Consider the following 20,235-nt stretch of genomic DNA (forward strand, 5'->3'; position numbering starts at 1 on the left):
CCAAAAATTAGATGGGGCTAATTTTTGACTAGACAATTTTAAATGGTAGCAAAATGGTAGCAACTGATGTTTAAAGTTGATCAAGTTTATTTCGTAGCTTGAATATTGAACAATTAAGTTAATTTTAAGCACTCGTCGTTGAGTGCTTTTTATTATGCGTTTGTGCTCGAAAATGGCAAAAAAATTACCCTCTGACAAAAAGTCAAAGGGTAAAACTGGTTGGGGAGATCAGACCCGTAACAAGATCAACTCGTTACTCACAATGATCATTGACTATGATCAAACGAATCCATGAAATATTACGCTGTTTAAAGTGCATTCCACATATCATTGAATAAGTTTATACTAACACGCTGGATCTGAGTTTTTTTACTCAAATTCGATCTCAAGTACACTTTCTTCTAATTGTTCTAAGAGTTCGTATTTTTCGATGTAATCGAGCCAAGCTTGGTGGTCATATTTATTTTTGATCGCGTTGCGCAATTTGGTATAGATCCCATCAAGAAAAGTATCGTACATTGCATCTGCTGCTCGCTGGACTTTGGCATCATTCCAGCGAGCAGATTTCGTACGATTCTGATTTTTATTGGCTTGGTAGTCTAAAGCTCGTGCTTGAAATTTACTCAAAGCCGAGCAGTGCTCATTTAAATAAGTCTCAAATTCCTGTTTATTCATAATATAGTCCCTCTTTTGCGAATGTATGTTCTTTTTGCGTATTATAGCACATATGTTCGTTTGTTGGGCAAATAAATGCTGAATTTTTAAATTTATCTTTAAATTACTTAAATCAACAGTTTAAAGATTGCTTTTGTAAAATAAAATAGTAAGATGAAAAGTGAGAAATAGGGTTGGTTAGTAAAACATTGGTTAAAGGAGTTATGCAGCATTTATGAAAAAAGACGTATGGCGTAATGATGAAGAATATATGAGCTATGTAGGTGAGTTGCTAGAAAAGCCAGAAGTCCAACGATTGGCTGATTATACGCAACACCATTTTTCAACACGCTTAGAACATTGTATTGCTGTTTCCTATGAAAGCTATTTACTTGCTAAAAAATTCCACTTAGATGCAAAAGCCACGGCTCGTGCGGGCTTGTTGCATGATTTGTTTTACTATGATTGGCGTGTGACTAAATTTGATCGTGGCACGCATGCGTGGATCCATCCACGAATTGCTGTGCGTAATGCAGAAAAGCTGACCGTACTGACCCCACGCGAAAAAGATATCATTATCAAACACATGTGGGGCGCAACGACCTGCCCTCCAAAGTATCCTGAAGGTTATATTGTGTCATTAGTTGATAAATATTCGGCGACTGAGGAATACAGTAAACATCTTTCTTTGAAATTAATGAGTTCACTAAAACACGCTCTAGGCTTTGCGAAAGTAAGTGAATAGTGTAAAATAGTGTTAAGCACTATTGAAAGCACAGATAATAGGCCCGTATCACTCGATAGTGCGGGTCTATTTGTGTAATTTAGAGAGGAGTATGTGTTTTGAGTACACAATCAGTATTCAAAGTCTGTCCGAAGTTCCAAAAGACTTTTGGGATTTTAGGGAAAAAATGGAATGGTTTGATCATCGAAGTTTTATTGAATGAAGGTCCACAGCGTTTTAAAGAAATAGCACAAAAAGTTGAGAAATGCAGTGATCGTGTTTTAGTGGAACGTCTAAAAGAGTTGGAAAAGGAAGGATTGGTAGAACGTGTGATGACTAGTAATAGCTCACGTGCGGTCTATCAGTTGACCGACCGGGGCGCAGCTTTAAAAACGATCATGCAAGAGATCCATGTTTGGTCAGAAAAGTGGTATTCTGAAGAAGATTGCAAATAACTACTTGACTATTTATGCATGCGAGCTTAAACTGAATTGTAGAATATTTAAAAACGTAGACGGAAATTAGTAAGCTGATCGATCAAGACAGAAAAGAGCCGGGAGCTGAGAAGGCTTGCTTGATCTAAAGCTGAATTTCACTTCCTGAGTTGCTGTTGGGATTCCCTAGGATGAATAACAGATCGGTTCATGACCGTTTTATCATGAAAGAGTGCTGTTATTTACTTAACAGAACAAGGGTGGTACCGCGAAGCCTCGTCCCTTTTTAGGGATGGGGCTTTTTTACGTTGGATCAGCCGAATGAAAGGAAAGATTAGTGTGAATCTAAGAGAAAAACTTGAAGAGATCAAACAAAATGGCTTAGAAGAAATTAGGCGTGCTGAAGATACTAAACATATCAATGACGTCAGAGTAGAATTATTGGGTAAAAAGGGCTCAATTACTGAAGTTTTACGAGGAATGCGTGACTTAAGTGCAGAGGAACGTCCTAAGGTCGGAAGTTTTGCTAACACGATCAGAGATGAATTGACTCAAGCGATCGCTGCAAAGCATGCTGAATTAGAAGAACTAAAGTTGGCCAAACGTCTAGAAAGTGAAACGATCGACGTTACTTTACCAGCTACCCCAGTCAAAACTGGGACACCTCATGTTTTAGTCCAAGTTATCGATGAGATCGAAAAACTCTTTTTAGGGATGGGCTTTCAAGTTGTTGATGGACCTGAGATCGAAGAAGATCATTACAACTTTGAAATGTTGAACTTGCCTCAAGATCACCCTGCCCGTGATATGCAAGACACATTTTATATTACTAAACAATTATTAATGCGGACTCAAACCTCGCCCGTTCAAGCACGGACGATGGAAGTACATGATTTTAGCAAGGGTCCGTTAAAGATGATCTCGCCAGGTAAAGTCTACCGTCGCGATACAGATGATGCAACTCACTCGCATCAATTCCACCAAGTAGAAGGCCTGGTCATCGACAAAAATATTACAATGGGTGATCTAAAAGGTACGTTAGAGCTGATCGCTAAGACGGTCTTTGGTCAACAACGTGAGATCCGTTTGCGTCCAAGTTACTTCCCATTTACAGAACCATCTGTCGAAGTCGATGTGTCTTGTTTCAAATGTGGTGGTAAGGGCTGTTCAGTTTGCAAGCAAACAGGTTGGATCGAAGTTTTAGGCGCTGGTATGGTCCATCCTAATGTTTTGAAGATGGCTGGTGTCGATCCAGAAGTTTATGGTGGTTTTGCCTTTGGTCTTGGACCTGATCGCTTTGCTATGCTCAAATACGGTGTCGATGATATTCGCGAATTTTATCTAAATGATGTTCGATTCTTACAACAATTCGCACAGAAAGGATAACTGATTCATGAAAGTTTCAACAAAATGGTTAAATGAATATGTGCCTGTCGCTGACCTTGAACCGTTAGCATTGGCTGAAAAAATCGAAAGAACGGCGGTCGAAGTTGCTAGTACAGGTAAACTTGAAGATGGACTAAAGAAGATCGTTGTAGGTTACACTTTGGATGTTAAAGATCATCCAAATTCCGACCACTTGCATATTTGCCAAGTAGATATTGGGGAAGAAGAGCCGTCACAGATCGTGTGTGGTGCGCCTAACATCAAGGCGGGGCAAAAGGTCATTGTGGCTTTGCCAAATTCACGGATCGCTGGTAATGTGAAGATCAAACGCGGTAAGATGCGGGGCGAAGTTTCTGAAGGGATGATCTGTGCTTTACAAGAATTAGGTTTTCCTGAAAGTGTAGTCCCGAAAGAATTTGCTGATGGGATCTATGTTTTACCTGAAGATGCTAAACCAGGTGAACCTGTTTTTGGATATTTAGGGATGGACGAAACGGTGATCGATCTTGATATCACTCCAAACCGTGGTGATCTTTTAAGCACGCGTGGTGCTGCTCATGAGATCGCAGCTATCTATGATCGTGAAGTGACTTTACCAGTTCCAAACGTTGTCGAATCAGCCACAGATGAGATCGCTGATCACGTTACCGTCAGTGCACCAGAAGAATTAGCTAAACCATATATGATGCGGGTCATAAAAGATGTCAAGGTCAAAGAAAGTCCAATGTGGTTGCAAACCCGTCTTTGGAATGCGGGTATTCGTCCGTTGAACAATATCGTTGACGTAACAAACTATATCTTGCTTGATTATGGTCAACCGTTGCATGCTTTTGATTTGGATAAATTGGGATCTAAGCAAGTCGTTGTGCGCTTGGCTAAAGAAGGCGAAGTGCTAGTTACCCTTGATGGTGAAGAACGTAAATTACAACTAAATGACATCGTGATCGCAGCTAATGATGTACCAGTCGCTTTAGCAGGCACGATGGGGGGCTTAGATACTGAGATCAGTGATGAAACGACCACTGTTGCTTTAGAAGCAGCTGTTTTCGATGGTCATCGGATCAGAAAGACTTCACGGCGGGAAAATTTACACTCAGAAGCTTCAATGCGCTTTGAACGTGGCGTTGACGTATCAGCTGTCCGTGAAGCTTTAGATGCTGCTGCTGCAATGATCGCTGAACTAGGCGAAGGTCAAGTGGTCAAAGGTGTAGCTAGTGTCAATGAACCAGAAACTACTCCGACAAAGATCAAGACCTCAGCTTCACATATCAATAAAGTTTTAGGCACAGAATTGACAGTAGAACAGATCCAAGCTATTTTTGATCGCTTAGGTTTTGAAACGACAGTCGTGGCTGATGACTTGACGGTATATGTACCAACAAGACGCTGGGATATTGCGATCGAAGCTGACTTAGTTGAAGAAGTAGCTCGGATCTATGGCTATGACAATTTGCCAACAACGCTCCCAGCAGGCCAAACGACACCAGGGAGTTATACACCGGCTCAAAAATTGATTCGGCAAGCACGGCAGACATTAGAAGCAACTGGCTTAGATCAAGCTATTTCATACGGGTTGACGACTGAAGAAAAAGCTAAACGTTTTGCCTTAGAAGAAGCTTTACCGACTAATTTAGATTTTCCAATGAGCAGTGAACATACAACGGTTCGAATGAACTTGGTCTCAGGGCTTTTAGACGATCTAGCTTATAATGCAGCACGTAAAGTTAACGATGTTGCGTTATATGAACAAGGACGTGTCTTCTTTAGAGATGAAGATCAAACACGTCCACGTGAAGTTGAACATATTGCTGGGGCGGTAACAGGCTTAGTCAATGAGGCTAACTGGAATACTACAAAACAAGAAGTTGATTTCTTCTATCTTAAGGGGATCGTAGCGAACTTGTTACATGAATTAGGTGTGACTAACGAAACTTATCAAGCAACTGCTATGCCAGATATGCATCCTGGTCGGACCGCTGCGATCTATGCAGGGGAAACTTACTTAGGCTTTATCGGTGAAGTTCATCCTAATACGGCTAAAGAATATAAATTAAAACAGCGAGTTTATGTTTTTGAGCTTGATCTACAAAAAGTTATCGAGTTACCAAAAGAGGCTAAACTTTATACACCAGTCTCAAAATATCCATCGATCACGCGTGATATCGCTTTGGCAGTTTCGACTGCTGTGACAAATCAACAGATCGAAGATTGCATTCGCAAAAATGGTGGTGCTTTCTTAAAAGACATCAAGCTGTTCGATGTATATCAAGGTGAACATATTATGGATGGCTTTAAATCATTGGCTTATACTTTGGTCTACTCTGATCCAAATGCAACTTTACAAGATGAAGCAGTTACAAAAGCTTTTGAAAAAGTACAGGCTAAGCTAGTCGAGGAATTTAAGGCCGACATTCGCTAGAAATAAAATTAAAGGAGCTCATAGGGGCTTCTTTTTTTAGAAATTAACCATGATACAATATTGCAATTAGACAACCACGCTTATATAATGGTAGAGATAGAGTTTACACAGGAGTGGCTTGGATAAAATAAGCCATGGTCAAGGAGATCGTAGTCAGAAAGAGCACAATGTGGGGCTAAGGATCTCATAAAAATTGATAGATCCAGTGTATGATCTTTATACATAGCAATTTAGCTAGGGGTTTAAAACGCAGGAAAGGAAAAACTATAATTCTTTCACAAATATAAATAATATATTTGTTCACATTAGTGTAGTAAGGGTGATTACTTTGGGTAAAGAAAAAGCAAAGAAATCGGTTGCTAAAAAAATCATCACCGGTGTTATTTTAGTGATTGCAGTTTTGATCGTATTAGTCGGAGCATTTGGCTATCATTACGTTAAGACGGCTTTGCAACCACTTGACAAAAACTCGAATCAACGTATCGAGGTCAAGATCCCTGTTGGAAGTAACAACAAGCAGATCGGTGCCATTTTAGAGGAAAAAAAGGTCATCAAGAGTGGCTTTGTCTTTGATTACTATGTTAAGACCAATAAACTAGGTGATTTTAAGGCAGGGTACTATGAGCTAAAACCATCGATGACGCTTGAACAGATCTCAAAGGCTTTACAAAAAGGTGGTGCCAGTGAACCGCTTGACTCCGGAAAAGTTCTTATAAAAGAAGGGGTGACGATCGATGAGATCGGAACTGAGATCCAAAATACGACTAAGTTCAGCAAGAAGGACTTTTTGGCATTAGTCAACGACGAAAATTTCTTAAATGAGTTAAAGAACAAGTATCCAGAGTTGTTAACATCAGCACTTGAAGCCAAAGATGTTCGTTATCGCTTAGAAGGTTACTTATATCCAGCTACTTATTCGGTTCAAGATGATACGACATTAAAGCAGTTGGTCGAACAAATGGTAGCTAAGACCAATGAAATGTTGTCACCATATTACAGCAAGATCTCCGAACGTCACTACACAGTCCAACAAGTTTTGACTTTAGCTTCTCTAGTTGAACGCGAAGGTGTGACCCCAAAGGATCGTTATAAGATCGCGGGTGTGTTTGAAAACCGCTTAGAAAAGAATATGAAGATCCAATCGGATATTTCGGTTCTTTATGCTTTAGGTAAACACAAGCAAAATGTGACATATAAAGATCTTGAAGTCGATTCTCCATACAATCTATATCAAAATGAAGGTATGGGACCTGGACCGTTCAATAACCCAAGTATTGCATCGGTAAAAGCTGTCTTAGATCCAGTCGATAAGGATAAAGGATATCTTTATTTCATCGCAAATATGAAGACAGGTAAGGTCTATTTCTCCAAGACTTATGAAGAACATCAAGCATTGACCAAAAAACTCGAAAAAGATAATCAATAATTAATTTAAGGTAGGTATTTATTAATGTCAGAAGCAAAGAAGCGTCCGCGTCCAATTATTATCGGTGTAACTGGGGGATCAGGTAGTGGGAAGACGTCTGTTTCCCGTGCGATCTTTGATCAACTGCATGGTCATTCCTTGATGATGCTCCAAGAAGATTCATATTACAAGAGTCAAGATGATGTTCCGTTTGAAGAACGGACTAAAGTCAACTATGATCATCCCAATGCCTTTGATACAGATCTTTTGATCGAACAACTTGAAGATCTACTCAACTGGAAGACGATCGAGATCCCAGTTTATGATTATGCCGCTCATACACGGAGTAAAGAAGTTGTAGTTCAAGAACCACGAGAAGTTATCATTGTAGAAGGTATTTTGACGTTAAACGACGCACGCTTGCGTGATCTGATGGATATCAAGATCTTCGTGGATACTGATGACGATATTCGGATCATTCGTCGTATCCAACGTGATATCGAAGAACGCGGACGGACATTGCAATCAGTGATCGATCAATATCTTGAAACAGTTAAGCCAATGTATCATCAATTTATTGAACCTTCAAAGCGTTATGCTGACATTATTGTGCCTGAAGGTGGCGAAAATCAAGTTGCGATCGATCTTTTGGTCACAAAGGTTCGTGACATCATTCGTAAAAACGAAGACTAGTTGTGGTATAATGGACCACGCAGTTAATGATATTAATGAGGTGTAAAAATGGCTGAAGAAAAAACATTTCCAATGACATTGGAAGGTAAAGAAAAACTTGAAGTTGAATTAGAAGAACTTCGGACAACCAAACGAGCAGAGATCATCGAACGGATCAAGATCGCTCGTTCCTTTGGTGATCTATCCGAAAACTCCGAATACGAAGCAGCAAAGAATGAACAATCAATGCTTGAAGGTCGGATCAAAGAAGTAGAAAACATGTTGAACCATGCCGAGATCATTGATAATGGCTCGATCGCTGCTGATGAAGTTGCGATCGGCAAAACGGTGGTCTTCCAAGAAGATGATGATGAACCAGAAACTTATCAGATCGTAGGTGCTGCAGAGGCTGATCCATTTGCAGGGAAGATCTCAAATGAATCTCCAATTGCCCAAAGTTTAGTTGGACATAAAGTGGGCGAGACTGTAAGTGTTGAAACTCCTGGCGGTGAAATGCAAGTTAAGATCATCGAAGTTAAATAAATTGATCCAAAAAAAGATCTGCTAAAAAGCAGGTCTTTTTTTGTATGACGAATCGTTAAATCAAGTGCAACGAAACGCGATAAAACACTTCACTTGGATTTTTCTAACCTAAACTTTGATGCTTTTGCTGTTGTGCTCGAATTATAAATGAAAGGTACAAAAAAACTCCCTTGGCTGTGACCAAGGGAGAGAATATTTAAGTTCTGAAAACAAATAGTCCAGTGCCGATCCCAATAAAGATACAAGCTAAACAAAGATAGATACTAGTCCAAGCATTGCCGATCCGAAACCAAAAATTACGTGCTGTCATAAGAAAGATCAGGCAGGCGGTGATAAAAAATAGAAAATAGATCAATTTTAGTGGCGCAAAAATAAATAAGACCATCAAAGCGCAAAGCAACAATAAATTTCTAAAATTTTTATACCAGTACAAAGTGCCAAAAAAAGCTTGTTGGTAAGAAAAACGGCGGTTATGCGGTAAAGAACTAAATTTTAAGATGACCAGCAAAAGCCAAAAGATATAAAGGGAGATCCCAAGAATATTCATTGCTTAAGCCTCATCTTCCTAATTTTTGCTAAATAGCGTTGTCAAACGTTCCATAAATAGATCAACAAAGCGACCTTTATCAACGTTGACAGCTGCTTTAGTCAATAAAGCTGGTTCGTTGATCCGAGTCTCATCACCGATCGTGCGTCCAGCATAAGGACCTTCAGTATCAACTTTCATATTTAGATCAAGTGTTGTCACTAATGAAGGATCGATCGCTGCTGCTACAGCTAATGGATCATGTAAAGCACAGCCACCTAAGTGAGGACTTGTAACTTTGTAAGCGTCGATATAATAATCTGTTAGGTCAGCGTATTTTTCACCGGCTAAAGTCTTTAAGTCACGCCACTTTTGAGTTTCTTTTGTAGTCAAGAGTGTTCGAGTCGTAACGTCTAAGCCGATCATTGTCAATGGAAATTCACTGCGAAAGACTTTATCAGCTGCTTCAGGATCTTGATTGATGTTAGCTTCAGTTACGGGATTGACATTTCCAGGAACAGTCAAAGCTCCCCCCATTAAGGTAACTTTACCTACAAGTTTAGCGATCTGGGGATCTTTTTCCAAGGCGGCAGCTAAGTTTGTTAAAGGACCCGTTGGAACGATCACGAGGTCTTTGCCATATTTGTGAGCAGCTTCGATGAAGAAATCGACCCCAGACATCGTTTCTGGTTTGCGATCAGCTTTTTTTAGTTTGACTTCGCCGATCCCGTTTTTGCCGTGGATCTGGGCGCTGATCGGCATAACTTCAAAGCTATCCTTAGTTGAAGCGTGTGGAAGTCCAGTAAAAACTGGAATGTCGGGGCGCCCTAACAGTTCAAGCAAGTCTAAACTGTTTTGGACCCCATCTTCGACTAAAATGTTACCATATGAACCCACGATCCCGATCAGATCGCATTCTTCTGAAGCTAAAGCATAAGCGATGGCTAATGCATCGTCGATCCCAGTATCAAGATCAAGAATCATTTTGTATTTTGCCAAGTAGATCATCTCCTAAAGTTAGTAATTCACACTCTTAGTTTATCAGAAATTATGGCTTTTGTGCTTAATTGAGTGTGAAAAATTAATAAAATATTACTAAAAACGATAAAATATACGTTAAATAAGCTAAAAACAAAAGATTATCGAATTAAACTTGTTTTCTATCCTGCCTAGAGGTTACTATATTAGTATAACTATACACAGACAGGATTGATTGGATGGCAAAAACAGATCTTTTGACTTTTTTAGAAAGCAATATAGATAGTTTGGATTTTGATGGTAAGATCGAACTTTTTTGGAATAAGCGCGCCAAGACATTTGAGATGGAATTGACCTTTTATGCTGAAAACTCTACTAGTCAAGTCATCACTGATGCTGAAGGGGTAAGTTCTGATGAGCCGATCATCTCATTTAGTGATAGCATTTTATTTTATGATGAGAAAAATGTAGCACAAGTCGAACCAGAGGCGTATTTAGCGTGTTTGAGCTATGCTGGTAAAAAAGGTTGGACCTTAGCACGAGGTAAAGCATTTTTTAGTTATTTACAGATCGTGTTAGACAATGGACGTTCGGACCTACTTGACTTTTTAAATGACGGCGACAAGGAATTATTCGAACTGACGTGGTCAATGAGTGACTTTGAAAGATTTGTGCACGATGCGACTGAGAATACGGCTATTGAAAATCTGCCGTACCCTAAATTTTAAGCAAAGGATGAATTTATTTTGGATTGGATCAAATTAACTGTAACGACAACAAATGAGGCGAGTGAAGCTGTGATCAATCTTTTGATGGAAAATGGTGCTGGTGGCGTTGAGATCGACGATTCAGATCTTAGTCAAGTTGAGTTAGCGACATATTTTCAAGCTCAGGCTGGTTTAGTAGAGCTACTCCCAGAATTAGAACAAAAGATCGCACAATTGCGAGAATTTGGCTTAGATCCAGGTAAGGGCACTGTCAAATTAGCCGAACTAGATGATGATTCTTGGGCGGATGTTTGGAAGAAATACTATCATCCAGTTCGCTTAACGCGCTATTTGACGATCGTACCAAGTTGGGAAAGTTATACTCCAGGGTCAACTGATGAAAAAGTTATCAAACTTGATCCTGGTCGTGCTTTTGGAACGGGAACGCATCCAACGACTAAATTGGCCTTACAAGCATTAGAGACAGTTGTACGTGGTGGCGAAACTATGATAGATGTGGGAACTGGCTCAGGTGTCTTGAGTATTGCGGCTAAGTATTTTGGGGTCGAACAGATCGCTGCTTATGATGTTGATGCTGAAGCGGTCAAAGCGGCCGAAGAAAATTTGGCGTTAAATGGCATGCAAGATGCGATCACAGTGGGAGCTAATGATCTGTTGGCTGGGATCAAGACCAAAGTTGAGTTGATCACAGCTAATATCTTGGCCGAGATCATCGTGCCATTGATCCCTCAAGCTTATGAATGCTTAAAGCCAGGCGGGATCTTTATCACTTCAGGGATCATCGTTGACAAAAAAGACTTGATCGTTAGTGAACTTGAAGCAAAGGGTTTTGTGATCGATCAAGTTTTAAATATAAAAGATTGGTATTCGATCATCGCCCATATGCCAACTACAGATGAGGTTTAAAAAATGCAACGTTATTTTTATAATGAAATGTTAGCCAATGAGCAATTTATTTTACCAAAAGACATCTATAAGCATGCGATCACAGTAATGCGGATGCGTGTGGGGGATAAATTTGAGTTGGTGACCCCAGATAAGCAAGTTCAGCTCATGGAAGTGACCGCAGTCGATAAACACCAGGCTCGAGCTAAGGTCGTTGAAACTTTTAGTCATCAAACTGAATTGCCAGTTGTAACAACGATCGCTTGTGGACTTTCTAAGGGTGATAAAGCGGAATTGATCGTTCAAAAGGGAACGGAATTAGGGGCTGATAAATTTATCTTTTTTAAGGGCGATTTTTCGGTCGCCAAATGGGATGATAAAAAGCAAGCTAAAAAGATCATGCGGTTGGAAAAGATCGCTTTAGCAGCAGCTGAACAGTCACATCGTACAACGATCCCGACGATCAGCTACTGCAACAGCTTGAAAGAATTGAAGCTAGCTTCAGATGAGCTAGGTATCGTGGCCTATGAAGAGGCAGCTAAACAAGGGGAAAAAGCTAATTTGGTCAAAATTATTGAACAGCTCACTGCACGAAAAGCACCACATTTGACGGCAGTTTTTGGCCCAGAAGGTGGGTTATCAACAAATGAGATCGAACTTTTGACTCAAGCAGGCTTTATTCAAGCGGGATTAGGACCACGGATCATGCGGGCTGAAACAGCGCCACTATATCTTTTAGCGACGCTTTCTTATGCATTAGAATTGGTAAAATAGCCTGTAGCAGAGTTTCTTCTATACTAAAATGTGATTTTACGGTAAAATGAAATTAATTAATTTTAGAAACAGGTAATGAGAATGCAATTAAGTAAAGTATCACCCCAGAAAGTAATTTCGTACTGGGCTTTTGCCACACTGTTTAGTTTCGTGATCCCGATCATCTTTACTGTTTTAAATGTTGACGAGATCACGAAAACGGGTGTGATCTTATTTGGTATCAATGTAGTTTATGCGATCGCAATTGGATTTTATGCAGGTAAACATGCTGATAAGTTTTGGTTAGTGCTATTTTTCCCAGTTATTTACTTGATCGGTTGTGATTTCTTTTTTGATAGCCATGCGATCTATTGTGCCGTAGTTTATCTGATGTTGACAGGCTTTGCCTATGGTGCTGTACGCAAATAAAATTTTACAACAGCAGTAGGCACTTTTTGCAGTAGTGAAAAGTGCCTATCGTGCATTCAAATGAATTTGGTAGATTGGTGAGAAAGGAAGCGCTACTGTCTTTAGTGGCGACGGTGATGAGATGGAAAAGAACGTAATTTGGAGTGCAGAAGATGTGATCAACAAATGTAGTGAATACATGAATGCAGAACATGTGGCGATCGTACAAAAAGCCTGTGATTTTGCTACCTACGTTCACCGTGAGCAATTTCGTAAGTCAGGGGAACCATATATCGTCCACCCGATCCAAGTGGCTGCGATCTTAGCTGAATTAAAAATGGATCCTGAAACGGTAAGTGCGGGGTTTTTACATGATGTAGTCGAGGATACGCCCGTTATTTTGGCTGATATTGGTGAGCTCTTTGGTAAAGATATCGAAGTGATCGTAGACGGGGTCACAAAATTGAGCAAGATCCGCTACAAGTCACACCGAGAACAGTTAGCTGAAAATCACCGTAAATTACTCTTGGCGATGTCAAAAGACTTACGGGTCATTATCGTGAAGTTAGCTGACCGCTTGCATAATATGCGTACGTTGAAACATTTGCGTCCAGACAAACAACGTCGTATTGCAAATGAAACACTTGAGATCTATGCACCGTTAGCTGATCGTTTAGGTATCAGCACGATCAAATGGGAATTAGAGGATACTTCATTAAGGTACTTAAATCCCCAACAATACTATCGCATCGTACATTTGATGAATTCAAGACGTGACGAGCGTTTACAATATATCAATGAAGCGATCGATGAGATCAAAGGAGCGATCGTGGATCTTAAGCTCAAAGATTGTGAGATCTATGGGCGACCAAAGCATATTTACTCGATCTATCGTAAGATGCGCGATCAGCACAAACAATTCAGTCAGATCTATGACTTACTTGCGATCCGTGTGATCGTTAAATCGATCAAGGATTGCTATGCTGTATTAGGTGCGATCCATACTAAGTGGACCCCAATGCCGGGACGATTCAAAGATTATATTGCGATGCCTAAAGCAAACATGTACCAATCGTTGCATACGACTTTGATCGGACCAAGTGGGACCCCATTTGAAGTGCAGATCAGAACTGAAGAGATGCACCGGGTGGCTGAATATGGTATCGCTGCTCACTGGGCCTATAAGGAAGGTAAGACAGATGGCGTCAAAGAAACGACGACGGGTGAAAAACTCAACTTGTTCAAAGAGATCATTGAATTACAAAATGAATCCAGTGATGCTAGTGATTTCATGGAGAGTGTCAAGGGCGATCTTTTTAGTGACCGCGTCTATGTCTTTACGCCTAAAGGGGATGTCTTTGAATTACCTAAGGGGGCTGGACCACTGGATATGGCTTATTCGATCCATACTGAGATCGGAAACCATACGACAGGAGCTAAAGTCAATGGCAAGATCGTTCCGCTAGATTATCAGGTCAAAAATGGTGATATCGTTGATATTTTGACTTCACAAAATTCTGCTGGCCCTAGTCGGGATTGGTTAGACCTGGTGCATACCAATAAGGCACGTAATAAAGTCAAACGTTTCTTTAAACAACAAGATCGGATCCAAAATATCGATCGTGGTAAAGATATCTTGGAAGAAGCACTGATCGAAGAAGGATATAATGTACACGATGTTTTAAATACTAAAAATATTGAGCGGGTCTTGGCTAAGCGTCATATCTCCACGAGCGATGATATGTATGCAGCGCTTGGTTTTGGTGAATTACAACCAGCTGGGATCATTAATATTTTGACACAAGATATTCGTGAGCAAAAAGAATTACAACGTAAAAAACAGCAAGAAAAAGATCTCCTCGAAGATCATAAGGGGATCAAAAATAATAATGCTAACAGCAAGAATAAGCATGATGAAAGTGTCTTGATCGAAGGGATCGATAATCTATTGGTCCGCTTGAGCCATTGTTGTAACCCGATCCCTGGTGATGAGATCGTTGGCTATATCACTAAGGGACGTGGGGTCTCGGTCCACCGGACTGATTGTCCTAATGTGAAAAATGCTGAACAAAGTGGCACGCGTTTGATCGATGTAAGTTGGAATGTCGTTTCCGATGATCGGACACACTATAATACTGATCTTGAGATCCAAGGGTATAATCGTTCTGGTCTGTTGAATGATGTTTTACAGGCGATCAACAATACGACAAAACAGCTCAATTCGATCAATGGCCGGATCGACCATAATAAGATGGCGACGATCGATGTGACGGTAGGGATCCGTGATAAGGTGCATTTGCAACGAGTTATCGACAATATCAAACGAGTTCCTGATGTTTATGTAGTAAAACGAACGATCCATTAAGCGAGGTAAAGAAAAGTGCGTGTAGTATTACAACGAGTAAAAAAGGCTAGTGTGGCGATCGCAGAGCAAACAGTTGGTCAGATCGATCAAGGCTTGATGCTATTGGTTGGTTTTCAGACGGGTGATGGTAGTGAACAGATCGATTATTTAGTTAAAAAAATCGCCAACTGTCGGATCTTTAGCGACGAAGAAGGCAAGCTGAATCTGAATGTTCAACAGATCGCAGGAGAAATTTTATCGATCTCACAATTTACGCTTTATGCCGACACTAAGAAGGGGAATCGCCCAAGTTTTACTAAAGCCCAAGAACCAGCTAAGGCAGCGGCTAATTATGCTGAATTTAACCAAAAGCTACAAGCTTTAGGGATCGAAGTTCAGACTGGGGAATTTGGGGCCGATATGCAAGTGAGTTTGATAAATGATGGTCCCGTAACGATCATCTTTGATACAGAGAATAGATAGTGAGGTCATAATATGTATCAAAATTATTTTTTTGATTTCGATGGAACGCTTTATGATACGTATCCTGGCATGGTCAAAGCCTTTGTTGAAGCTTTTGCACTTCAAGGAGTAGAATTATCGCCAAATGAAGTTTATCAAGTGATGCGTGAGGCTTCTGTTCGTGAAGCTTATCGGCGATATACGACATCACAGTTAGATGAGACCAAATTGCATGCTGATTATCGGAATTTAGAAGAAAAATATCAAGTACAAGCTAAGCCGTTTTCGGGGGCACGTGAGTTGTTAGAGCGAGTCATTGCTAACGGTGGGCAAAACTTTTTATTGACCCATCGAGATAAAAGTTCATTGGGCTTGCTTGAACGTGATGGATTTTTGCAATATTTTACGGATCATTCGACAGCAGATGATGGTTTTAAACGTAAGCCTGATCCTGAGGCGTTGAACTTTTTGGTCGCTAAACATGGGCTAGATCCTAATGCTTCTGTAATGGTCGGTGATCGGACGTTAGATATCGTAGCGGGACACAACGCTAAGATGGCAGGGATCTTATTTGACCCTGATAAGTTGATCAAGGCTGATGTTCAGGCAGAACAGATCGTTCAAAACTTGAATGCTATCAAATAAAAGTTGCTGGGACATAAGTCTTTAGTTGATCTTCAAAATATAGCTACTGATGTCAAATTGTGATCTTTAATGAATAAAGGAAAGGACCTACTACGATATCTAAATCGTGATAGGTCCTTCTTTATTTATATGGTTCTCCCACTCTTTTAGCTAGTCGATGAGTTGAAACATCAAGATCCCAGCAGCAACAGCTACATTTAGTGATTCGGCATGGCCCTTGATCGGGATATAGAGATTGAGGGAAGTTTGTTGTAATAGTTCTGCACTCATACCGTTACCTTCATTGCCCATGATCAGAGCAAAATTTTGGTGTTGACCAACTTCTTGATATGAACGAGCGTCTTTGTTTAGTTCGCTTCCAAAAACAGGATAATTTTTAGCTTTGAAGGCTTGGACCCAAGTAGTCAGGTCCGCTGTAACTAATTGAAGATGAAATTGGCTACCTTGCATTGAGCGGACGACTTTAGGTTGATACATATCAGCTGTCTTAGAGCCAAAAACGACACCTGAAAAACCAGCTGCATCAGCGGTCCGGACCATAGTTCCAATATTTCCTGGATCTTGGACACCATCAAGTAATAGCCATGCTCCAGAAGCGGTAGTCGGATCGAGTTTTGTTTTCTCAAATGCTACTTCAGCAAAGATGCCTTGTGGTGATTTAGTTTCGCTGAGTTGTTTGGCGATCGACTCGCTGATCGAAAAATATTGAATCTCAGGCAAGATCTCTAAGTCAGCTAAATGTTTGAAACTCGGTGTGACTAAGATCTTTTGGACCAGCTTACCAGAATTCAATGCTTCTTTGACTAAATGCCAACCATCGAGTAGATAAGTTTGGCTTTGTTGACGCCCCTTTTTAGTGGCAAGTTTTTTCCAAGCCTTGACTTGAGGATTGGAGACCGATGTAATTTCTTTCATTATCCGTGACCTCGTTTTCTAATTTACATAAAATTCAGTATAACATAATAACTATAACAAGGAAGAATGTTTTTAATATATAAGTTGTGGTTGATGGAATTTTTACTTACTAAGGAATATAATACGGATAAAAAGTAAATGGGGGCGGTAGTTTGCCAAACTTATTAGAAAAGATCTACTTTGAAGAACAAGATCAAACAATGTTAGTTCTTAGTACAAAACAAAACTTTAAGGGAGCAACAGCGATCGTTGATGGAACAGACAAGTGTTTTATGATCGTTCGAGTTCATTTTCGAAGCCTCGAAAGTTATCGAGCTAATCGGATCATTGTGGTGGTCAAGGGAAACTATATCGCTGATAAGATCAAGGAGATCATTTAGATTTTCTAGCGTACATAGGTGTGTTATCATGAGATAAATATGAATCAAGGAAGGTAACAATGATGAATGAATTCGACAAACGTTGTCGACGTTTACGTCAAAAAATGCAAGAAGCTAGTGTAGATGCTTATTTGGTAACTTCACCAGATAATATCTATTACTTAAGTGGTTTTACAGGGGATGCGGGAGTTCTACTAGTAACAGAACAAGAGCGCTATTTGATCACTGACGCACGTTTTGAGACGCAAATAGCTCAAACTAATCCGTGGTTAAAAGCTGTGATCACACGGGATTATTTTAGACAAGCCTTAGAGTTATGCGAACGTGAGCATGTTGTTGCTTTAGCTTTTGAGGAAAGTTTGAGCTATCAAGTTTATGATCAGTTAGATGAATATGCTCCGTGTGATCTAGTCGCATTGAGTGGCTTGATCGAAACATTGCGCTCACAAAAATCTGCTGTTGAGATCGAAAAGATAAAAGCGAGTTGTCGCTTAGCTAAAGCTGGGTTTGAACATGTTTTAAAGGCCGCTAGACCAGGCCTTGAAGAACGAGACCTAGCCTTGGAATTGGATCATTACATGCGAAAAAACGGAGCTAGTCAAGCCTCCTTTGAAACTATCGTAGCTTCAGGAACTCGTTCGGCTTTACCACATGGTGTCGCAAGTAACAAAAAATTAGCCTCAGGGGACTTAGTGACGCTTGATTATGGTTATTTTTTAGATCACTATACTTCAGATGTGACCAGAACCTTTGCACTAGGTAAGGTCGATCCTAGACTAAAAGAGATATATAATATCGTTTCTGAAGCTAAGCAATTGACCATCGAAGCAGTCAGACCTGGGATCACCGGAAAAGAACTTGATCAGATCGGACGTGAATATATCACCCAAAAAGGATACGATAAATATTTTGAACATGGCATGGGACATGGGATCGGGTTAAATGTTCATGAAGGACCTTATATCGGTAAAACAAGCACAGAAGTTTTACAGCCAGGGCAAGTGATCACCATCGAGCCTGGGATCTATTTGCCTGATCTAGGGGGAGTACGTTTGGAAGATGATGTTTTGGTCACTGAAACAGGCTATGAGAATTTGACCGATTTTTACCAAGAATATTATGAGATTTAAGCGAGATAGCGGGGATTAACTTGCATTTACAGCTGTTCTTTTGATATTATAAAGTGTATGAATTATATTTGGATAAGTGTGCTATTAATGAGATAGTGGGACTTATGTAATTATTTTAGGAGGACTAATATGATTTCAGTAAATGATTTTAAAAATGGCTTAACGATCACAGTCGATGGTGAATTATGGCGTGTGGTCGAATTTCAACATGTGAAGCCAGGCAAGGGTTCAGCTTTTGTCCGTTCTAAATTAAAAAACTTACGTAATGGTGCTGTTCAAGAAAAAACATTCCGTGCTGGTGAAAAAGTAGAACAAGCACAGATCGATCGCAAGAAGATGCAATACTTATACGCTGATGGTAATAACTATGTCTTCATGGATACAGATACTTATGAACAATTAGAATTACCAGGTGAAAGCTTGACAGAAGAATTGAAGTACTTGAAAGAAAACATGGTCGTTAGTGTTATCATGTACGGTTCTGAAACATTAGGGGTCGAATTGCCAAATACGGTCGATCTAACAGTTGCTGAAACTGAACCAGGTATCAAAGGTGATACAGCTTCTGGTGGTTCTAAACCAGCTACAATGGAAACAGGTGTTGTGGTTCAAGTTCCATTCTTCGTTAATGAAGGTGATGTATTAACGATCAACACAACTGACGGCACATATATCTCACGTGCTTAATCTGGTCGATTGAACGTTATTTTCGCCAAAAATCAACCATTTAGCAATTTTAGCTATTTTTTGTGACAGTGACCGTAAGAAAGATAATATGGGATCGGGATTGTCCTGGCATAAAAACTTGAAGACAGGTAAATTTTTAAAAAAGGATTTCTTGGTTGGATATTGGAAGTAAAAAAATTTAAGAAAGGAAATATATAATCTTTCTTGAGATATAGGGGAGTCCCTATATTTTTCCATATTTTATATAGCAGGTTTTAGATATGTCTGAAGATAATAATATTGTTTTAACAAGTAAAGAACCCAGCTTAGGTGAAGTTCGGTTAGCACCAGAAGTGATCGAAGTGATCATTGGGATCGCGGCAAGTCAAGTCGATGGTGTATATTCGATGCGTGGGTCGATCGCCAACAGCTTTTCAGAACTCTTAGGCCGTCAAATTCGAGGGAAAGGTGTCAAAGTCAACAAAGATGAAGATCAATTGAAAGTTGATGTCTATGTCTTTTTGAACTATGGCGTCTCAGTTCCTAAAGTTGCAGCCCAGATCCAAGAAAAGGTTCGCCAACAAGTTCTCTTTATGACGGGAATTGAAATTTTAGGCGTTGATGTGCACGTTCAAGGGGTAATTCCTGAAAAACAAGAACAAACAATTGACCCAAACAATCTATTTGGGGAAGAGAATGGTGAAGAATAGTGAGTATTAGTAGACATGATACGCGTAAACTGGCTTTTCAAGCACTTTTTGCGTTGAATAGCAACCCAGATGCCTTACCACAAGACATTTACGAAGCTTTGTTGGAAGATGAGGCGACAACTACAGTACCAGCCTACTTGCCTGAATTGGTAGAAGGCGTACTTACACACCAATCTGAATTAGACGCAAAGATCGATCAATATTTAAGCTCAAACTGGACGCTTGCACGCTTGAACAAGACAGATCTCTTGGTCTTGCGCTTAGCGATCTATGAAATGCTTTATGTTGATGATGTTCCAGCTAAAGTAGCTTTAGATGAAGCTTTGCAATTAGCAAAGGAATTTAGTGATGATAAATCACGGCGTTTTATCAATGGTGTTTTATCAAATCTACTTTAAAGATGAAAATGTCTGTACTAAAGTTTAGTGCAGGCATTTTATTTTTGAAAAAAATGTAGCTGAATGTGCT

24 protein-coding genes and 1 other annotated feature are annotated in these 20,235 nt (G+C 39.9%); of the genes, 20 read left to right on the forward strand and 4 right to left on the reverse strand.

The window, feature by feature from the left end; genetic code table 11:
- Positions 1 to 172: 172 nt before the first annotated feature.
- Positions 173 to 295: a hypothetical protein gene (locus tag LMU01S_RS10765; RefSeq protein WP_263850215.1), complete on the forward strand. Its 123-nt coding sequence runs from the start codon at positions 173 to 175 to the stop codon at positions 293 to 295.
- Between the two features lie 74 nt (positions 296 to 369).
- Here LMU01S_RS10765 and LMU01S_RS07310 read toward each other — a convergent pair whose 3' ends face one another.
- Positions 370 to 675, reverse strand: coding sequence for a hypothetical protein (locus tag LMU01S_RS07310; RefSeq protein WP_004047553.1), 306 nt, complete (start codon positions 673 to 675; stop codon positions 370 to 372).
- A 214-nt stretch (positions 676 to 889) separates the two neighbouring features.
- On the opposite strand from LMU01S_RS07310, the gene LMU01S_RS07315 reads away from it, so the two are divergent.
- The 7 genes from LMU01S_RS07315 to greA all read left to right on the forward strand — a co-directional run bounded on the left by LMU01S_RS07315 (position 890) and on the right by greA (position 8,237).
- A complete protein-coding gene (locus tag LMU01S_RS07315; RefSeq protein WP_004047554.1) occupies positions 890 to 1,399 on the forward strand; it encodes an HD domain-containing protein in 510 nt (169 codons plus the stop codon).
- Positions 1,400 to 1,497: 98 nt separating this feature from the next.
- Positions 1,498 to 1,833, forward strand: coding sequence for a winged helix-turn-helix transcriptional regulator (locus tag LMU01S_RS07320; RefSeq protein WP_004047555.1), 336 nt, complete (start codon positions 1,498 to 1,500; stop codon positions 1,831 to 1,833).
- A 47-nt stretch (positions 1,834 to 1,880) separates the two neighbouring features.
- Positions 1,881 to 2,099: a binding site (T-box leader), on the forward strand.
- A 52-nt stretch (positions 2,100 to 2,151) separates the two neighbouring features.
- Positions 2,152 to 3,198, forward strand: a complete 1,047-nt coding sequence (gene pheS / locus LMU01S_RS07325) for a phenylalanine--tRNA ligase subunit alpha (RefSeq protein ID WP_056959624.1) — start codon at positions 2,152 to 2,154, stop codon at positions 3,196 to 3,198.
- A gap of 7 nt (positions 3,199 to 3,205) precedes the next feature.
- Positions 3,206 to 5,617, forward strand: coding sequence for a phenylalanine--tRNA ligase subunit beta (pheT, locus tag LMU01S_RS07330; protein ID WP_056959626.1), 2,412 nt, complete (start codon positions 3,206 to 3,208; stop codon positions 5,615 to 5,617).
- A 328-nt stretch (positions 5,618 to 5,945) separates the two neighbouring features.
- Complete coding sequence (mltG, locus tag LMU01S_RS07335; RefSeq protein WP_056959628.1) at positions 5,946 to 7,043, forward strand: endolytic transglycosylase MltG; 1,098 nt, start codon at positions 5,946 to 5,948, stop codon at positions 7,041 to 7,043.
- Positions 7,044 to 7,067: 24 nt separating this feature from the next.
- Entirely contained in the window at positions 7,068 to 7,715 is a 648-nt protein-coding gene (udk, locus tag LMU01S_RS07340) for a uridine kinase (RefSeq protein ID WP_035447901.1), read from the forward strand.
- Positions 7,716 to 7,763: 48 nt separating this feature from the next.
- Positions 7,764 to 8,237 carry a transcription elongation factor GreA gene (greA, locus tag LMU01S_RS07345; protein ID WP_004047561.1) on the forward strand — a complete coding sequence of 158 codons (474 nt, stop codon included), beginning with the start codon at positions 7,764 to 7,766 and terminating at the stop codon, positions 8,235 to 8,237.
- A 196-nt stretch (positions 8,238 to 8,433) separates the two neighbouring features.
- On the opposite strand, the gene LMU01S_RS07350 is transcribed toward greA, so the two are convergent.
- Complete coding sequence (locus LMU01S_RS07350) at positions 8,434 to 8,784, reverse strand: hypothetical protein (RefSeq protein ID WP_056959630.1); 351 nt, start codon at positions 8,782 to 8,784, stop codon at positions 8,434 to 8,436.
- 18 nt (positions 8,785 to 8,802) lie between these two features.
- A complete protein-coding gene (locus tag LMU01S_RS07355; protein WP_056959632.1) occupies positions 8,803 to 9,762 on the reverse strand; it encodes a nucleoside hydrolase in 960 nt (319 codons plus the stop codon).
- 218 nt (positions 9,763 to 9,980) lie between these two features.
- On the opposite strand from LMU01S_RS07355, the gene LMU01S_RS07360 reads away from it, so the two are divergent.
- The 7 genes from LMU01S_RS07360 (at position 9,981) to LMU01S_RS07390 (ending at position 15,966) form a co-directional block, all read left to right on the forward strand.
- On the forward strand, positions 9,981 to 10,469 hold the full coding sequence (locus tag LMU01S_RS07360; RefSeq protein ID WP_056959634.1) for a DUF3013 family protein: 489 nt from the start codon (positions 9,981 to 9,983) through the stop codon (positions 10,467 to 10,469).
- A gap of 18 nt (positions 10,470 to 10,487) precedes the next feature.
- On the forward strand, positions 10,488 to 11,375 hold the full coding sequence (gene prmA, locus LMU01S_RS07365) for a 50S ribosomal protein L11 methyltransferase (protein WP_004047570.1): 888 nt from the start codon (positions 10,488 to 10,490) through the stop codon (positions 11,373 to 11,375).
- 3 nt (positions 11,376 to 11,378) lie between these two features.
- On the forward strand, positions 11,379 to 12,128 hold the full coding sequence (locus tag LMU01S_RS07370) for a 16S rRNA (uracil(1498)-N(3))-methyltransferase (protein WP_056959636.1): 750 nt from the start codon (positions 11,379 to 11,381) through the stop codon (positions 12,126 to 12,128).
- Between the two features lie 81 nt (positions 12,129 to 12,209).
- Positions 12,210 to 12,536, forward strand: coding sequence for a hypothetical protein (locus tag LMU01S_RS07375; protein WP_056959638.1), 327 nt, complete (start codon positions 12,210 to 12,212; stop codon positions 12,534 to 12,536).
- A gap of 121 nt (positions 12,537 to 12,657) precedes the next feature.
- The gene (locus LMU01S_RS07380; protein WP_056959640.1) at positions 12,658 to 14,880 is read left to right on the forward strand and encodes a RelA/SpoT family protein; all 2,223 of its coding nucleotides are present in this window, start codon (positions 12,658 to 12,660) and stop codon (positions 14,878 to 14,880) included.
- A gap of 15 nt (positions 14,881 to 14,895) precedes the next feature.
- Positions 14,896 to 15,342 carry a D-aminoacyl-tRNA deacylase gene (gene dtd, locus LMU01S_RS07385; RefSeq protein ID WP_056959642.1) on the forward strand — a complete coding sequence of 149 codons (447 nt, stop codon included), beginning with the start codon at positions 14,896 to 14,898 and terminating at the stop codon, positions 15,340 to 15,342.
- A gap of 12 nt (positions 15,343 to 15,354) precedes the next feature.
- Positions 15,355 to 15,966, forward strand: coding sequence for an HAD-IA family hydrolase (locus LMU01S_RS07390; protein ID WP_056959643.1), 612 nt, complete (start codon positions 15,355 to 15,357; stop codon positions 15,964 to 15,966).
- A 150-nt stretch (positions 15,967 to 16,116) separates the two neighbouring features.
- On the opposite strand, the gene LMU01S_RS07395 is transcribed toward LMU01S_RS07390, so the two are convergent.
- Positions 16,117 to 16,881: a TrmH family RNA methyltransferase gene (locus LMU01S_RS07395; RefSeq protein ID WP_056959645.1), complete on the reverse strand. Its 765-nt coding sequence runs from the start codon at positions 16,879 to 16,881 to the stop codon at positions 16,117 to 16,119.
- Positions 16,882 to 17,033: 152 nt separating this feature from the next.
- Between LMU01S_RS07395 and LMU01S_RS07400 the strand changes: the two genes are divergently transcribed.
- The 5 genes from LMU01S_RS07400 to nusB all read left to right on the forward strand — a co-directional run bounded on the left by LMU01S_RS07400 (position 17,034) and on the right by nusB (position 20,165).
- On the forward strand, positions 17,034 to 17,261 hold the full coding sequence (locus LMU01S_RS07400; RefSeq protein WP_056959646.1) for a hypothetical protein: 228 nt from the start codon (positions 17,034 to 17,036) through the stop codon (positions 17,259 to 17,261).
- A 62-nt stretch (positions 17,262 to 17,323) separates the two neighbouring features.
- The gene (locus LMU01S_RS07405; protein WP_056959648.1) at positions 17,324 to 18,391 is read left to right on the forward strand and encodes a M24 family metallopeptidase; all 1,068 of its coding nucleotides are present in this window, start codon (positions 17,324 to 17,326) and stop codon (positions 18,389 to 18,391) included.
- Positions 18,392 to 18,520: 129 nt separating this feature from the next.
- Positions 18,521 to 19,078, forward strand: a complete 558-nt coding sequence (gene efp / locus LMU01S_RS07410) for an elongation factor P (protein ID WP_004047589.1) — start codon at positions 18,521 to 18,523, stop codon at positions 19,076 to 19,078.
- Between the two features lie 260 nt (positions 19,079 to 19,338).
- Positions 19,339 to 19,767 carry an Asp23/Gls24 family envelope stress response protein gene (locus LMU01S_RS07415; protein ID WP_004047591.1) on the forward strand — a complete coding sequence of 143 codons (429 nt, stop codon included), beginning with the start codon at positions 19,339 to 19,341 and terminating at the stop codon, positions 19,765 to 19,767.
- Positions 19,767 to 20,165 carry a transcription antitermination factor NusB gene (nusB, locus tag LMU01S_RS07420; protein ID WP_056959650.1) on the forward strand — a complete coding sequence of 133 codons (399 nt, stop codon included), beginning with the start codon at positions 19,767 to 19,769 and terminating at the stop codon, positions 20,163 to 20,165. The genes LMU01S_RS07415 and nusB overlap by 1 nt, the downstream gene beginning before the upstream one ends.
- Positions 20,166 to 20,235 lie beyond the last annotated feature (70 nt).

This window comes from Ligilactobacillus murinus DSM 20452 = NBRC 14221, from assembly GCF_001591685.1.
Classification (GTDB): Bacteria; Bacillota; Bacilli; order Lactobacillales; family Lactobacillaceae; genus Ligilactobacillus; species Ligilactobacillus murinus.

Bases quoted from the DNA above. Each gene is read 5' to 3' on its own strand.
- LMU01S_RS10765 (WP_263850215.1), top strand. From the start codon at position 173: ATGGCAAAAAAATTACCCTCTGACAAAAAGTCAAAGGGTAAAACTGGT.
- LMU01S_RS07310 (WP_004047553.1), bottom strand. From the start codon at position 675: ATGAATAAACAGGAATTTGAGACTTATTTAAATGAGCACTGCTCGGCT.
- LMU01S_RS07315 (WP_004047554.1), top strand. From the start codon at position 890: ATGAAAAAAGACGTATGGCGTAATGATGAAGAATATATGAGCTATGTA.
- pheT (WP_056959626.1), top strand. From the start codon at position 3,206: ATGAAAGTTTCAACAAAATGGTTAAATGAATATGTGCCTGTCGCTGAC.
- udk (WP_035447901.1), top strand. From the start codon at position 7,068: ATGTCAGAAGCAAAGAAGCGTCCGCGTCCAATTATTATCGGTGTAACT.
- greA (WP_004047561.1), top strand. From the start codon at position 7,764: ATGGCTGAAGAAAAAACATTTCCAATGACATTGGAAGGTAAAGAAAAA.
- LMU01S_RS07350 (WP_056959630.1), bottom strand. From the start codon at position 8,784: ATGAATATTCTTGGGATCTCCCTTTATATCTTTTGGCTTTTGCTGGTC.
- LMU01S_RS07360 (WP_056959634.1), top strand. From the start codon at position 9,981: ATGGCAAAAACAGATCTTTTGACTTTTTTAGAAAGCAATATAGATAGT.
- LMU01S_RS07370 (WP_056959636.1), top strand. From the start codon at position 11,379: ATGCAACGTTATTTTTATAATGAAATGTTAGCCAATGAGCAATTTATT.
- LMU01S_RS07375 (WP_056959638.1), top strand. From the start codon at position 12,210: ATGCAATTAAGTAAAGTATCACCCCAGAAAGTAATTTCGTACTGGGCT.
- LMU01S_RS07380 (WP_056959640.1), top strand. From the start codon at position 12,658: ATGGAAAAGAACGTAATTTGGAGTGCAGAAGATGTGATCAACAAATGT.
- LMU01S_RS07390 (WP_056959643.1), top strand. From the start codon at position 15,355: ATGTATCAAAATTATTTTTTTGATTTCGATGGAACGCTTTATGATACG.
- LMU01S_RS07395 (WP_056959645.1), bottom strand. From the start codon at position 16,881: ATGAAAGAAATTACATCGGTCTCCAATCCTCAAGTCAAGGCTTGGAAA.
- LMU01S_RS07405 (WP_056959648.1), top strand. From the start codon at position 17,324: ATGAATGAATTCGACAAACGTTGTCGACGTTTACGTCAAAAAATGCAA.
- efp (WP_004047589.1), top strand. From the start codon at position 18,521: ATGATTTCAGTAAATGATTTTAAAAATGGCTTAACGATCACAGTCGAT.
- LMU01S_RS07415 (WP_004047591.1), top strand. From the start codon at position 19,339: ATGTCTGAAGATAATAATATTGTTTTAACAAGTAAAGAACCCAGCTTA.